This is a genomic window from Ruegeria sp. BHSB172, assembly GCF_059613165.1.
The window spans coordinates 80,153-93,245 of the sequence record NZ_JBXWRZ010000008.1 but is presented as its reverse complement, the minus strand read 5'-3'; the positions used below and the strand labels follow the sequence as shown (position 1 = coordinate 93,245).

Here is a 13,093-nt window from a genome sequence, read left to right as displayed (position 1 = left end):
CGATTTCTCCGCCGAAAGTTTATTGGCCTGATGCGATTGCGTCCTGCTGTTGGCCGAGCAAGAGAAGCCCTTGCTATGGTTTCAGGGTGCTCAAATCTTCCTAATTAAACGATACGTAGGGAACCAGCTGCCCTAGCCATCCAACAATTTAAGTCCTACGCAGCGTGTAGGTAATTACTTTACTACGCATAGGCGCGGCTTGTGTAACGAGCTGCAAGCAAATTGTTGACCTTACGAATCAAAGCTCTTCAAGCGGCCTTGCTGTCTGGCAGCGGCGCGCCACAATTTTTTTCTGATCCCCGGCGGCTCAAGGTGCCGATACTTGCCGCCCGAGAATTTGGGCCAATCGAGTGCCAGACCTTGTCGCACGAGTTCCGCTGCAATGTCGGTTCCGTCCGGCAGAAAGCAATTCGCCACGATACGGTCGTAAGAAACCTCTTCCCTGATTACTGCCGTAACGACCTTACCTTTACACATCCCAATCACTGCGTACTTGGCCTTCTTTCCCCAAGGGTGATCAAGTTCGGGGGCGTCTATTCCCGCTATCCTGATCTTAGTGCCGCTGATGACAATAGTGTCGCCATCAATTACGTGACACTTGCCCTTTAAAGTTTCTGTTGTCGGAACTCTAACGGGCTGGTGCTCACCAGTTGAGCGCTTAGGGGGAATGCGCGGTCGCGAGGAATTCCGCGTCGAAAAGTCAAAAACTTGCGCACTTTTTGAAGGAGGTCGAAAGAAAATACGAAGCAGCGCCTTGAACATTGTTCCCTTTCAAGTGACCAGATAATGCAATGCACTCGATATTGATGATCTGTAGCGACAAAAACAAGGCGACCTTTTGAAGGTCTTTCGTCAAGTTTAAGGCCGTCAGCCGTTCATACCTATCCTATACATAGGGAACTGGCGGCCTGAATTGCCGAATGAATTGGGTTCTACGTAACGTATTAGTTTCTATCTAACGACCCGCAGGCGTGCGGCACGTGGATCTTTATGTACGGCACGCGCCAGACGCGCTGCCACCGATCCCGCCGCGCGCTGCACCGCATCGTCGGCCAGATGCGCATAGCGCAAGGTCGTGGTCAGGTTCTTGTGCCCCATGATTTCCTTGAGGGTGAACGGGTCGATCCCGTCCTTCATCGCCACCGAGGCATAGGTGTGCCGCAGATCGTGTATACGCACGTCGTCCAGCCCTGCCGCCTTACGTATACGCCGCCACGGCTTTTGCAGATTGTTCAACGGCCCATGTTCCGACTCGCCTAGAATTACGTAGGGGTTTCCCGGTTGCCGGGGCAACTCCATCAGAATGTCATAGGCTTCGCGAGGCAACGGGATGCGCCGCCGCCCGGTCTTGCTGTCGGGCAGTTCCAGATGGTGCGTGGTCACATAGTCCCAGCGCAGCGTCAGAATCTCGCTGAGGCGGCATCCGGTGTAGATTAGCAGCAGGAGTGCTGAAACCACGTAAACGGACTCTGTGCCCGCTTCCAGCGCCTCTGCCAGCACCTCGCCAAGCCGTACCTGTTCTTCGTCTGACAGGTAGCGTTTCTTTTCTTCTTCGCGATACTTCTTGATGCGGCGGGCCGGGTTCGATCCCGGCTGCCGCAACCCCCAGTCTTCGGCCAGGTTGAACAGCTTGGACAACATCGCCGCCGCCCGGTTGGCCTGATACGGGGTTTCGCGCAAGGCATGGTGAAACGCAACCACATCAGCGCGGGTCACTTCCGCAATGGGCAACGGGCCAAGCCGGGGCCGGATGAAGCGACGGATGATGCTGTGATAATCGCGGGCGGTGGTCGGCTTGCAATGCTGCTCGACATATTCTTCCAGAAAACGGTCGCAGAGCCCCGCCACGGTCGGTGCGCGGCGCTTGGCCTGTCTCTCGGCGGATGGGTCGGAGCCGCGCGCTACGTCGCCCAAAAGCTGCTTGGCCCGTGTCCGGGCCTCGTCGGCGGTCAGGACCCCATGCTGGCCGATGGTGATGCGTCGGGTGCGGCGTCCGGCCCGGTACTGGATCAGGTAGGTCTTCTTGCCGGAAGGATAGACCCGCAATCCGAAGCCGCGCATGTCCCGGTCCCAGACGAAGTATTCTTCATCTGAAACGGTAAGCCCTTCGACGGCACGCTTGGTCAGTTTGAACATATCCAGAACACTCCTTGCTTCCGGCCTGCTTCCGGAAGCTATACGGAAGCAAATGGCGGCGAATTCTGGCGTTAGTCATGGCGTCAGGGCGCAGTCACGGTGAATGTAATTATTTGTTTTTGCGTGATTTTTGTCAGTGTGGCGAAATCTGGCGAAATGCGGCGAAATCGCACTGGCCGTTCTTTTAATCAGTGGGTCGCAGGTTCGAATCCTGCACGGCTCACCACTTTTTCCTAAGACTGACCAGGACGCCGCGTGGCGTGGTTACTTCTTTTCGAAGAACAGCACGACTTCGCCCAGCCGGATGCCAAAGCGCGACACGTAGGCGCGGTTCAGCAGGCGGTCATCGTCCAGCAGCCACATCCAGTCATCGAAATCGACGCGCATCGTTCCGTCTTTCACCGGCAGGTCGATGCGGTATTTCCAGTTGAACGTATCGCCGCGCTCGGTTCCCGACGCGGTGCCCAGAACGCCGGGCGCGGTGCCGGTCCAAGTATCCTCGCCGGTTTTGGTCAGGGTCCAGATGCGCTGTTCAGTGGCGCCGTCGTCATAGACGAAATCTTCGACCAAGGTCAGCGTCTTGCCGTCCCATGTCCCGTTGATGTCGACCGTGAACCGACGGGGGATGTTGCCCAGTACGTCCTGGAACTGCCCATAGGCCACGGTGTGGCCCTCAAAGAACTCTTCGAGGTTCAGCTGGCGGTCCGACAGAAAAGTGCTCGGAACTTTTGGTTTGAAGGCGCAGGCCGCCGTCAGCAGCAGGCACGCGAACGCCAGTCGTTTGATGAGACGGGTCATTGCAGGGCCCTCGGGTCGGCGGTGCGGTCATGACCGTTTGCGCCGGGCACATGCGCCGTCTTTTCTGGCGGGGCGGGGCGCATCGTGGCGACCAGCTCGGCCACCTTCAGGCCGAACTTGCGCATCTCCGAGCGGTTCATGATCGCGCCGCTCTCGGTCAGGTACATCCAGTCGGTGACGTCCAGGGTATGGCCCCCGGCATCTTCGGGCAGAACGATGCGATAGGTCAGCCTGACCGTCGCGCCCGAGATCACGCCGCGGCCTTCGCCGACGATGTCGTCGGCGGTTGCGGTAAAGCTGTTGCCTGCGCCCATGGTCAGGTACCATTTTCGGTTCATCTGCTTACCGTTCGAATAGGTGAAATACTCGGTCAGAGTGCCGGAACTGCCGTTCCATTCCCCGATCATCCGCGCCACGAAGCTGTTCGACATCTTGCCAGTCGGGCCATAGATCAGCCCTTCGGACAGGATTTCCCCGTTCAGATTGTCCTTCAACGAGAAATCGGGGCCGGTTCCGGCATAGTCCGACGGCGATTGCGAGCGAAAGCTGAGAAGGCGGGCTTTGACCGTGATCAGGGCCAATACGGCCAGTGAGGCAATCAGGAGAAATGTCATTTTGCGGGTACCTCTGTAGGCAGCGTCAGGACCATTCCGAACGCGCCGAGTTTCAGGATGCAGGGCAGCACGGCATAGGCGAGGTTGAGCGTTTCCAACGCCTGCGCCGAATTCGCCTGACCGGGCACAAAGCCGCTGCGTTCCAGCAGCGGAAGGGTGAAGAATGCGGCCAGAGCCAGCCCCAGTTTGCCGGCGAAAGACCAGATGCCGAATGCGGCCGAGGCATTCAGCCCCGCGCGTGTCAGCACCACCGAGAACATGGCCGGCAGAACCACCATGTCCGCCCCCAGCGCCGCCCCCGACGCCAGGCAGATCACCGCGAACCCGACCAGGTTGCCGGGCGCCAGCATGGCCGCGCCGACAAAGCCCAGAATGGCCAGCGGCATCGCAATGATCAGAGTCTGTTTCGGGCCAATCCGGTTGCTGAGCCGCGCCCAGAGCGGCACTGTGGCCCCGGCGCTGAGGAAGAACAGGATCAGCAGTGGCCCGGCCTTGCCCGGCAATTGTAGCCGGTCCTCGACGAAGAACAGGAACAGGGTCGAGGTGATCGCAACCGGCAGGCTGTTGACCAGCGCCAGCGCCAGCAGACGCAGGGCCCCGGCCTGACCCAGCCCGTCGAACGAAAGCCCCTGCCCGGTGATGGGCGCGCGCCGCCAGATCGGCAATGTCAGCACCATCGTGGCCACTGCCAGCCCGCCTAGAAACAGCCCGAAGGCCGGGTAGCCCTGCGCGCCCGCGCCCAGGGCCACGAACAGCGCCGGAGCACTGGCGGCCAGGACCACGCCGGCCAGTTGCCCGCCTTCACGAAAGGCGGCGAGGGTCATCAAATCGCGCGGCGTGGCCTGTTTGGCCAGCGTCGCGCTGCGACCATAAAGCAGGATGGTGCCCAGGCTGTAGGCGGAAAACAGCAGGATCAGGATCGCCACGAGGGCTCCGACGCTCGCCCCCTGCGGCAGTGAGAACAACAGTGGAAAACCGACCGCCAGACCCCCTGCGGCCAAGACGGCAAAACCCATCTGTGCGCCGGGCCAGCGGTCAATGGCCCAGCCGATCAGCGGGTCTTGCACCAGATCCACCAGCCGGATCAGCAGCAGAACCGTGCCGATCACGCCCAGGCCGATCCCGAGGTTCACCGCTGCGAAACGCGGCAGGTGGATGTAGAGCGGGATACCCGCCGCAGCAAGCATCAGCGCATAGAGGCTGACACGCGGATACAGCATCACTGACCCCGCAGCTGTCGCGTAAAGGCGGCGGACCGGGTGTTGTTGCCCAGGAAGATCGACATGAAACTGCGCTTGATCCCCGGATGGGACAGGGTGCAGGTCTTGCGCCCGTTGCGCCAGAACTCGATCGCGTCGGGGCCTTTGGTGACAGCTACATAGCTGTCACCGGCACCGACCGCCTGATAGCAGGTTTTCAGCTGCGCCTCGATCGGGGCGCTGTTGCCTTGCCGGGCCATCTCGTCCAGCGTGGAGTCGATCAGCGCCTTTTGCTTCAGCGATTTCCGATAGGTCAGCTTCAGCCCGAAATCCTGCGACCAGTTCAGCGGACCGCCGCCTTTGGTGAACAGCTGCGCATCATAGATCGGCAGGCCGAGGAACCGGAAGGTGGCGGTGCCACGCTGTTCGGCATCGGGCAGCACGTTGGTGACGGGCGTGGCCGCCAGCCCGGCAGGGGCCAGCAGAACCAGGCTCAGGATCGCTGCGTTACGGGCTGGCCGTAACTGGGACAGCGACGCTTGGATCAGGTCTCGCATTTTCAGCTCCGATGGTTTGCGGATCGCCGTTCAACAGCCCGACCACATGCATCGCGCTGGCGATTCCGTCTTCGTGGAACCCATGCCGGTTGTAGGCGCCGGCGAACCAGGTCCGATTGCGGCCCTGCATCTCGCGGATCTGGCCCTGCGCCTTCAGCGCGGCCTTGTCGAACACCGGATGGGCGAATTCCACCTCGTCATAGATCTTGTCGGGTGCGATGTCGGTGGACGGGTTCAGGGTGACGAACAGGGGGTCGCTTTCGGGGATGTTCTGCAACCGGTTCATCCAGTAGGTCACGCCCACCTTCCCCGCCTGCGAGCGGTAGGTCCAGCTGGACCAGCAGGCGCGGCGGCGCGGCATCTGGCTAGGATCGCAATGCAGCACCGCGCGGTTGGGCTGATACCGGATCGCGCCCAGCGCCGCGGCCTCGTCGGCGGTGGCGTTCTGGCCCAGAATGGCCAGCGACTGGTCGGAATGGGTGGCCAGGATGATCTCGTCATATTGATCCGAGCGTCCCTGCGTCTGAACGGTCACGCCCAAGGCGTCGCGTTCGACGCTCGAGACCGGCGCGCCCAGGCGGATGTCGCAACCCCGGCCGCGCAACGCGGATTCGAGCCGCCGGACATATTCGATGCTGCCACCCTTGACGGTCCACCACTGGTGCTGGGCGCCGCGTTTGCTGGACAGCAAGGCGTGGTTGCGGAAGAACTGCACCAGCGACCGCGCCGGGAACTGATCGACGAACTCCACCGGAGTGGACCAGATCGCGCCGCACATCGGCATCAGATAGTTGTTACGGAACCAGTGGCCCAATCGCATCTGGTCAACCAGTTCACCAATCGTAGTGTCATCATCCCGAGCGGCCTCGGGCGCTTCTTTGCCAAAGCGCAGGATGTCGGCGATCATCTTGTAATAGGACGGCCGCACGAGGTTGCGCTTCTGCGCGGTGATGGTGCGCAGGTTGTTCAGGCCATATTCGATGCGTCCATTGTCGATGGTTGCGCCAAAGCTCATCTCGCTTTTCATGACCGGCACGTCCAGTTCACCGAACAGCTTGGTCAGATAGGGATAGGTGGCATAGTTGAATACGATGAACCCGGTATCGACCGGTTGGTCGCCGTTGCGGCCTGCCATCACAGTGCGCGCGTGTCCGCCCAGACGGGGTTCGGCCTCATATAGGGTGACGTCGTGACTTTCTGACAGGTAATAAGCCGCTGATAATCCTGAGATGCCTGCGCCTACAATTGCGATTTTTTTCCGTACGCCCCGGGTTTCGTCGAACATGCCATCCTCTTTATGCGACATTTTACAATAGGATACGCAGGGTAGGCCGGAGCGGATCAAATCCGCGCCATGTTTTTCCCTGATTCCCGCTGATCGGTGGGCAGTGCGTCAGGATTGCATCAATCGCGGTTGTTGGTGATCCGAGGCCCGCCCGTCCGCGTAATGAGCAATGTTATGATCGAGACAACCCAACCCAAAACCGCGGCTGTTCACGCTTCGGCATATGCGAACCGCCCGGCATGAGCAGTTTTGACCGAAAAACCTACTGGATCGTAGGCGCCAGCGAAGGGCTGGGCAGGGCGCTCGCCGAGGCCTTGGGCGGTCAGGGCGCACACCTTGTGCTGTCCGCGCGCAATGCCGAGCGGCTAGAGCAGATCTGCGCCGCGCTGCCCAATGCTCGCGCGGTGCCGCTGGACGTGACCGATCTGGCGCAGGTGCGCCGCGCCGTCGCCGAGATCGGCCCGGTCGATGGTCTGGTCTACAACGCCGGGGCCTATGAGCCGATGCGCGCGCAGGACTGGCAGACCGAAGCCGCGCTGGCCATCAGCGACGTGAACTATTCAGGCGCGCTGCGGGTTCTGGGGGAAACCGTGCCGGCCATGGTGCAGGCGGGGCGCGGGGACATCACTCTGATCGGGTCGCTGGCGGGCTATCACGGACTGCCTGCGGCGATCGGGTACGGGTCCAGCAAGGCGGCGCTGATCTCGTTGGCCGAAACGATGCGGCATGACCTGGCCGGAACCGGGGTGACGGTGCGCATCGTCAATCCGGGGTTCATCAAGACCCGGCTGACCGACAAGAACAGCTTCAAGATGCCAATGCTGATGGAGCCCGAAGACGCCGCGCAGCGCGTGCTGCGCGCAATGGCGCGCCGGCGCTTCCGTACCGACTTTCCGGCGCCGTTCTCGTGGGTCATCCGGCTGATCGATTACCTTCCGGATTTTCTGGTCTATCGCGGAAAATAGACTCTAACCAAAGCGCCCTTGGCAGAACCAGCCTGCCGACATGGTGCCGCCATGGCCGTAGAACAGCCATAGCCGCTCGCCCTGCTCGGTCACCACCACCCAGTAATCGCGCACGCCGCTGCGCCAGTTGGGGTCATCCAGCCACCATTCCGGCGCGATCCGTTCCGGGCCGGTGGCCTGCGCCAGTTGCCAGTCGCGCCCGCGCCAGCGGAAGCTGGTGGGCACATCCGGGTGGTCGGGGGCCATCACCGGCTCGGGCCTCCACATCAGCAGGGGGCGCGGGCGCGGCGGGGCGGGCCAGTCGCGCGCCGGTTCCGACCAGGCCGCCGCCAGCGTCTGCGCGGTTTTCTCGGGGATGTGCGAGGCCGCCGGGTGTTGCCGCGTGATCGCCTCGAGCCCCACCCGCGCGCCCAGTTTGCCGATCAGATCGTCCAGCGCGGTGTTCCCCTCCAGCCGGTTGCGGACGGCGCGGCTGGCCTCGGCATGGCCGGTCAGGGTGCGGGCATGCACCGGCTCGGTCTGCACCGCCGCAAGGCGCAGCATGTCGATGCCATAGCCTGCGTCGATCTGATCGATTTTCATCTCTAACAAAGGGCGAATGCGGTGTTTGTCATGGCTCGGGCGGGCCAGCCCGATCTCGACGATCTCGGCCGCCTGATCGGTGCGGTGCGCCTCGAGCCGCAGGGTCCGCGCCCCGCGCGCCTTTTCCTCCAGCCGCGCGCACAGGGTCGGCAGCATCCGGTCGATGGCGGCCATCACGTCCTCGGTCAGGCCGATCGGGTTGGGCAGGGTCATCCGCACCGCAAAGTGATGCGGGGGCCGCGCGGGCGAGACCGGCTCGGGCGCGCTGCCCATCGCCTGATCCAGCCGCAGAACCAGACCGCGCCCGAACCGGCGGGCCAAACTGGCACGCGGCTGGCCCAACAGGTCGCCGATCCGCCGCAGGCCCAGCCGGTTCAGCTGCGCCACGGTCTGGTCGTCCAGCCGCAGCGCCGCGATGGGCAGGGGGGCGAGCGCGCCATAGGCCTGCCCCGGTGGCGCGATCCGGGCCCCGCCGCCCACGGCCACCACCTGCGGCGCGGCGCCGCCCTTGGTCCAGTGCCGCCGCTTGCCAGCCCGGGCGCGGGTGGCGCGGGCCTCTTGGGAAATGGCGTCGCCATTGCGGTCCGAGGTGGCCTCTTGCCCGGCATAGCGCGCCAGCGCCCAGGCTGCGCCCAGCGTGTCGGCGATACCCATCTGCACGCTCAGCCCCATGTCGGCGCAGTCGGTCTCGATCACGTCCAGCAGCGCCTCTTCGCCGCCGAACAGATGGGCGCAGCCCGACAGATCGACGATCAGGCCATCGGGGGCCTCTTCGGCGACCCAGGGGCTGAACTTGCCCGCCCAGCGGCGCAGCGCGGTCAGAAAAGCAGCCTCGGCCGGGGCGTTGCGGGGGCGGGTGACAAGGGCCGCGCACATGGCATGCGCATCGCGCACCGGCTGGCCCACGTGCAGCCCGGCGGCCTGTGCCTCGGTATTCAGCGAGGTGATGACCTGCATGTTCGACTGTTCGGCCACCACCGCCAGCGGCCCGGAGTGCAGGCCCCGCGCGGCGCGGATCAGCCGTTCGGCCCCCAGACGAGGAAACCACAGCGAGAGTATTCGGCGTTTGGGCATCGGGCAGACATCAAAATGTTCTCATTTCGTTCTAAGCGAGAACCGTCCCCCGAGTCGAGTCCGCCCTTATCCGCAGGTCAGGCGCTGGATGATCCCGGCTCCGTTCACATAGACGTTCAGCCGGTCGATACGGTAATCCTGCGTGGCGATGTCGTCGGGGCCCAGAACGCGGCTTCGTTCCGGCAGGCTGGCCTGAATGGTCGAGACCGGCTGCCCGACGGAATCGGCAAATGGCTCTCCCTTGCAGAAGGCCAGATCCACCGGGGCGGGTTCGGCCTCCAGCGAGGCGGGCTCGGGCAGGTCGGTTTCGGCGCAGGCGGTCAGCAGGATCAGGATCGGGATGAACCGGTGCATTGGCGCTCCTCTTTTCGGCAATGTCGTTTCTGAAATATCAATGGCTTGGAGACCCTGCCATGAAAGCACAGTTGAAAACACCCTGCAATTGACGCAGGGTCGTGCGAAATTGACAGGGAGACATAGCAACATGCGAACCCGTGCCGCCGTTGCCCTTCAGGCGGGCAAGCCCTTGGAAGTGATGGAGGTGAACCTCGAAGGCCCCAAGGCCGGTGAGGTTCTGGTCGAGATCAAGGCCACCGGCATCTGCCACACCGATGAATTCACCCTGTCGGGTGCCGACCCCGAGGGGCTGTTCCCGGCCATTCTGGGCCATGAAGGTGCCGGTGTGGTGGTCGAGGTCGGCGAGGGCGTGACCAGCCTGAAGCCGGGCGATCACGTGATCCCGCTCTACACTCCCGAATGTCGCGAGTGTGAATACTGCCTGCACCCCAAGACCAACCTGTGCCAGGCCATCCGCGAGACGCAGGGCAAGGGCCTGATGCCCGACGGCACCTCGCGTTTCTCGACGCTGGACGGGGATCCGATCCTGCACTACATGGGCTGCTCGACCTTCTCGAACCATACGGTTCTGCCCGAGATCGCGCTGGCCAAGGTGCGCGAGGACGCGCCGTTCGACAAGATCTGCTATATCGGCTGCGGCGTGACCACCGGCATCGGCGCGGTGATCAACACCGCCAAGGTGGAAATCGGCAGCCGCGCCATCGTGTTCGGCCTGGGCGGCATCGGCTTGAACGTGATCCAGGGTCTGCGTCTCGCCGGGGCCGACCAGATCGTCGGCGTCGACCTGAACCCCGCCAAGCGCGAGATGGCCGAGAAATTCGGCATGACCGATTTCGTCAACCCCGCCGAGGTCGAGGGCGATCTTGTCCCCTATCTGGTGAACCTGACCAAGGGCGGTGCGGACTACACCTTTGACGCCACCGGCAACGTGCAGGTGATGCGCGCGGCGCTGGAATCGGCGCACAAGGGCTGGGGCGAATCCATCATCATCGGCGTGGCGCCTGCGGGGGCCGAGATCTCGACCCGTCCGTTCCAGCTGGTCACCGGCCGGTCGTGGCGCGGCACCGCCTTTGGCGGCGCACGCGGGCGCACGGACGTGCCCAAGATCGTCGACTGGTACATGGAAGGAAAGATCGAGATCGACCCGATGATCACCCACACCATGGGTCTGGACGACATCAACACCGGCTTCGACCTGATGCACAAAGGCGAAAGCATCCGGTCTGTGGTGATCTACTGACAATCGGAAATTGCAAGGGCGGGGTTTAAACCGCCCTTTTTGCCTCTTATCTTCAGAGCATTGATAAATACCTGAATAGAGAGACTAAATTGACCACTGAAGCAACGGAACGCCTGGCCGTTCTGATCGACGCCGAAAACGTCCCGGCTAAACACGTCGCCGAAATTTTCGAAGAAGTCGCCACATTGGGAGAGGCGAGCCTGCGCCGGATCTACGGCGATTTTTCCGGCGGTATCCCGCAGGGTTGGAGCGCCGAGAAACTGGCGGAATACGCCATCGTACCGCACCAGCAATTCGCCAACACAACCGGCAAGAACGCCGGAGACATCGCCATGGTGATAGACGCGATGGACATTCTGCATTCGGGCCGTTTCGACGGGTTCGTGCTGGTGTCCTCGGACAGTGATTTCACCCGGCTTGCCAGCCGCATCCGCGAGCAGGGTTTGAGCGTGTTCGGGATCGGCGAGGAAAAGACGCCCAGCGCCTTCAAAAACGCCTGCAACCGCTTCATTCGCATTGAGAACATCAAAAAGGAAGAAACGAATGGCGGCGAGAGGGCAAAGACAGCTCAGCTCAAAAAAGAGATAAATCATGCATTCCAGTTAATCCGGAATGTCGTGCTCAAATCCGAGGAACCGGACGGATGGGCGGGCCTTGGCTGGGTGGGCAGTCAGCTGAGCATGAACTATCCGGATTTTGACACGCGAACCTATGGCTTCAAGCGGTTGAGCGACTTGGTACGAGCCACCGGGAAGTTCGAGGAAACAGGCGAAAACGGCGGCCTGAAGATCAGGCTTAAAGATCAGTAGAAGCCGCACTACGACCCTGGCCGCGCCGAGGCGCCGGTGTCGGAACGCGGCGAACGCACGCGCAGAACCGGTTTGTTCGGCGATACATTGGCCCGGCTCTCACGCCAGACAACGAATACTCCGGACGCGATGATGATACTGGCCCCGACTGCGACCCAGACATCTGGGCGTTCGCCAAAGAAAACCATACCAAAGATCGTGGCCCAGATGATCTGGCTGTACTGGCTGGGGGCGACCACGCCAGCGGGCGCCGCGCGATAGGCCAGGATGATCAGGTGCTGGGCGATCACCGAAAACACGCCGACCAGCGCCATCATGGCCAGATGAAGCAGGGACGGCGGCTGATAGACGGCTGGTTGGGCCAGGCTCATGACCACGATCGCCAGCAGCATCGGATACAGGATCAGCACCGCCGAGCGTTCCTCGTTTCCGATCTTACGCACCAGCACGGATGCGAACGCGCTGCAGAACGCAGCCGTCAGGGCGGCAATGTGGCCCAGGGTGATTTCGGTCGCGCCGGGGCGCAGGACGATCAGCACCCCGATCAGGCCCACGCCCACCGCGGCCCAGCGTTGGGCGCGCACGACCTCGCCCAGTATCGGGATCGACAGGACGGTGACGATCAGCGGAAAGGAAAACAGCAGCGAGTAGACTTCGGCCAGTGGCAGGACTGAGAAGGCGTAGAAGGCACAGGACATACCCGTGACCATCAGCCCCGAGCGCAGCATGACCAACCATGGATGGCGAGGCAGGAAGTTTCCAGTGGCCTTGTCCGCCAGAATCGTGACCGCCATCGGCACAAAGGAAAACAGCGTGGCGAAAAAGATGATCTGCAGCACCGAATAAGTGCCGCCCAGCGTCTTGATCAGCGCGTCATGGGTGGCAAAGACGGCAAAACCGAGAAAGGCAAAGCCAAGTCCCTGAACGGTGGAGTTCTGTTTGCTCATATGGCTGGCCCCGGGCGGTTGGATGCAGTGGTAGGTGTCTGAGGCCTGATTAAACCCAATCGGCAGAGTCGGATAGCCCAAACTTTACCGCTAACATTCCTGCGGGACCGGCCGTTCAGCGCAAGATCGGCGGTGCCCCGGCCGGTTGGCGGGCGGCCGCGACACCGGCCTGCATTCCCGCCCTGATACGGCGGGCCAGCGCCACCCAAGGAGTGGCCGTTTCCGGGGGCAGGGTGCCGTGGGCGACCTTTTCGAACAGGTCCAGCCAATGTGCGAACATCTCGGGTTTCACGTCCGGACGCTCGACATGCACGCGCTGCGGATTGCCGCTGTAGACGCGCTCGAACAGGATGGCGTTGCGCCAGAAAGCGGCGATCTGGTCCTCATGTGCGGGCCAGTCGGTGACGTAACGGTTGAAGATCGGGCCTAGCAGGGCGTCCTGCCGGACGCGGGCGTAGAATGCGGTGACCTGCGCCCGGATCTGGTCGGACGTGGCGGGAAAACGTGGGGGTAGCACGGGCCGGGACATG

14 protein-coding genes are annotated in these 13,093 nt (G+C 62.6%); 3 read left to right on the top strand and 11 right to left on the bottom strand.

Annotation, left to right across the window (positions count from 1 at the left end; genetic code table 11):
- Positions 1 to 231: 231 nt before the first annotated feature.
- The 7 genes from AC2FM3_RS06655 to AC2FM3_RS06625 all read right to left on the bottom strand — a co-directional run bounded on the left by AC2FM3_RS06655 (position 232) and on the right by AC2FM3_RS06625 (position 6,589).
- Positions 232 to 762, bottom strand: a complete 531-nt coding sequence (locus tag AC2FM3_RS06655; protein ID WP_496680102.1) for a thermonuclease family protein — start codon at positions 760 to 762, stop codon at positions 232 to 234.
- A 189-nt stretch (positions 763 to 951) separates the two neighbouring features.
- A complete protein-coding gene (locus AC2FM3_RS06650; protein ID WP_496680100.1) occupies positions 952 to 2,136 on the bottom strand; it encodes a site-specific integrase in 1,185 nt (394 codons plus the stop codon).
- A 264-nt stretch (positions 2,137 to 2,400) separates the two neighbouring features.
- Positions 2,401 to 2,934: a DUF3833 family protein gene (locus tag AC2FM3_RS06645; protein ID WP_496680098.1), complete on the bottom strand. Its 534-nt coding sequence runs from the start codon at positions 2,932 to 2,934 to the stop codon at positions 2,401 to 2,403.
- Positions 2,931 to 3,548 (bottom strand): DUF3833 domain-containing protein, encoded by a 618-nt coding sequence (locus AC2FM3_RS06640; RefSeq protein WP_496680096.1) that lies wholly within the window; start codon positions 3,546 to 3,548, stop codon positions 2,931 to 2,933. Before AC2FM3_RS06640 ends, AC2FM3_RS06645 begins: the two co-directional genes overlap by 4 nt.
- Positions 3,545 to 4,768 (bottom strand): MFS transporter, encoded by a 1,224-nt coding sequence (locus AC2FM3_RS06635; protein ID WP_496680095.1) that lies wholly within the window; start codon positions 4,766 to 4,768, stop codon positions 3,545 to 3,547. Before AC2FM3_RS06635 ends, AC2FM3_RS06640 begins: the two co-directional genes overlap by 4 nt.
- Positions 4,768 to 5,304 carry a hypothetical protein gene (locus tag AC2FM3_RS06630; RefSeq protein ID WP_496680094.1) on the bottom strand — a complete coding sequence of 179 codons (537 nt, stop codon included), beginning with the start codon at positions 5,302 to 5,304 and terminating at the stop codon, positions 4,768 to 4,770. The genes AC2FM3_RS06635 and AC2FM3_RS06630 overlap by 1 nt, the downstream gene beginning before the upstream one ends.
- Positions 5,255 to 6,589 carry an NAD(P)/FAD-dependent oxidoreductase gene (locus tag AC2FM3_RS06625; protein WP_496680092.1) on the bottom strand — a complete coding sequence of 445 codons (1,335 nt, stop codon included), beginning with the start codon at positions 6,587 to 6,589 and terminating at the stop codon, positions 5,255 to 5,257. Before AC2FM3_RS06625 ends, AC2FM3_RS06630 begins: the two co-directional genes overlap by 50 nt.
- Before the next feature lie 239 nt (positions 6,590 to 6,828).
- On the opposite strand from AC2FM3_RS06625, the gene AC2FM3_RS06620 reads away from it, so the two are divergent.
- Positions 6,829 to 7,554 (top strand): SDR family NAD(P)-dependent oxidoreductase, encoded by a 726-nt coding sequence (locus AC2FM3_RS06620; RefSeq protein ID WP_496680091.1) that lies wholly within the window; start codon positions 6,829 to 6,831, stop codon positions 7,552 to 7,554.
- A 3-nt stretch (positions 7,555 to 7,557) separates the two neighbouring features.
- Here AC2FM3_RS06620 and AC2FM3_RS06615 read toward each other — a convergent pair whose 3' ends face one another.
- Both AC2FM3_RS06615 and AC2FM3_RS06610 read right to left on the bottom strand, forming a co-directional pair.
- Entirely contained in the window at positions 7,558 to 9,210 is a 1,653-nt protein-coding gene (locus tag AC2FM3_RS06615; RefSeq protein WP_496680089.1) for a DUF6504 family protein, read from the bottom strand.
- A 66-nt stretch (positions 9,211 to 9,276) separates the two neighbouring features.
- Complete coding sequence (locus tag AC2FM3_RS06610) at positions 9,277 to 9,564, bottom strand: I78 family peptidase inhibitor (RefSeq protein WP_496680087.1); 288 nt, start codon at positions 9,562 to 9,564, stop codon at positions 9,277 to 9,279.
- A 130-nt stretch (positions 9,565 to 9,694) separates the two neighbouring features.
- Between AC2FM3_RS06610 and AC2FM3_RS06605 the strand changes: the two genes are divergently transcribed.
- Both AC2FM3_RS06605 and AC2FM3_RS06600 read left to right on the top strand, forming a co-directional pair.
- A complete protein-coding gene (locus tag AC2FM3_RS06605) occupies positions 9,695 to 10,807 on the top strand; it encodes an S-(hydroxymethyl)glutathione dehydrogenase/class III alcohol dehydrogenase (RefSeq protein WP_496680086.1) in 1,113 nt (370 codons plus the stop codon).
- A gap of 89 nt (positions 10,808 to 10,896) precedes the next feature.
- A complete protein-coding gene (locus AC2FM3_RS06600; RefSeq protein ID WP_496680084.1) occupies positions 10,897 to 11,616 on the top strand; it encodes an NYN domain-containing protein in 720 nt (239 codons plus the stop codon).
- An 8-nt stretch (positions 11,617 to 11,624) separates the two neighbouring features.
- Here AC2FM3_RS06600 and AC2FM3_RS06595 read toward each other — a convergent pair whose 3' ends face one another.
- Together AC2FM3_RS06595 and AC2FM3_RS06590 are read right to left on the bottom strand one after the other, a co-directional pair.
- On the bottom strand, positions 11,625 to 12,563 hold the full coding sequence (locus AC2FM3_RS06595; RefSeq protein WP_496680082.1) for a DMT family transporter: 939 nt from the start codon (positions 12,561 to 12,563) through the stop codon (positions 11,625 to 11,627).
- A 115-nt stretch (positions 12,564 to 12,678) separates the two neighbouring features.
- Positions 12,679 to 13,092, bottom strand: a complete 414-nt coding sequence (locus AC2FM3_RS06590) for a group III truncated hemoglobin (RefSeq protein WP_496680080.1) — start codon at positions 13,090 to 13,092, stop codon at positions 12,679 to 12,681.
- Position 13,093: the final 1 nt, after the last annotated feature.

Bases quoted from the DNA above. Each gene is read 5' to 3' on its own strand.
- AC2FM3_RS06655 (WP_496680102.1), bottom strand. From the start codon at position 762: ATGTTCAAGGCGCTGCTTCGTATTTTCTTTCGACCTCCTTCAAAAAGT.
- AC2FM3_RS06650 (WP_496680100.1), bottom strand. From the start codon at position 2,136: ATGTTCAAACTGACCAAGCGTGCCGTCGAAGGGCTTACCGTTTCAGAT.
- AC2FM3_RS06645 (WP_496680098.1), bottom strand. From the start codon at position 2,934: ATGACCCGTCTCATCAAACGACTGGCGTTCGCGTGCCTGCTGCTGACG.
- AC2FM3_RS06640 (WP_496680096.1), bottom strand. From the start codon at position 3,548: ATGACATTTCTCCTGATTGCCTCACTGGCCGTATTGGCCCTGATCACG.
- AC2FM3_RS06635 (WP_496680095.1), bottom strand. From the start codon at position 4,768: ATGCTGTATCCGCGTGTCAGCCTCTATGCGCTGATGCTTGCTGCGGCG.
- AC2FM3_RS06630 (WP_496680094.1), bottom strand. From the start codon at position 5,304: ATGCGAGACCTGATCCAAGCGTCGCTGTCCCAGTTACGGCCAGCCCGT.
- AC2FM3_RS06625 (WP_496680092.1), bottom strand. From the start codon at position 6,589: ATGTTCGACGAAACCCGGGGCGTACGGAAAAAAATCGCAATTGTAGGC.
- AC2FM3_RS06620 (WP_496680091.1), top strand. From the start codon at position 6,829: ATGAGCAGTTTTGACCGAAAAACCTACTGGATCGTAGGCGCCAGCGAA.
- AC2FM3_RS06615 (WP_496680089.1), bottom strand. From the start codon at position 9,210: ATGCCCAAACGCCGAATACTCTCGCTGTGGTTTCCTCGTCTGGGGGCC.
- AC2FM3_RS06610 (WP_496680087.1), bottom strand. From the start codon at position 9,564: ATGCACCGGTTCATCCCGATCCTGATCCTGCTGACCGCCTGCGCCGAA.
- AC2FM3_RS06605 (WP_496680086.1), top strand. From the start codon at position 9,695: ATGCGAACCCGTGCCGCCGTTGCCCTTCAGGCGGGCAAGCCCTTGGAA.
- AC2FM3_RS06595 (WP_496680082.1), bottom strand. From the start codon at position 12,563: ATGAGCAAACAGAACTCCACCGTTCAGGGACTTGGCTTTGCCTTTCTC.
- AC2FM3_RS06590 (WP_496680080.1), bottom strand. From the start codon at position 13,092: ATGTCCCGGCCCGTGCTACCCCCACGTTTTCCCGCCACGTCCGACCAG.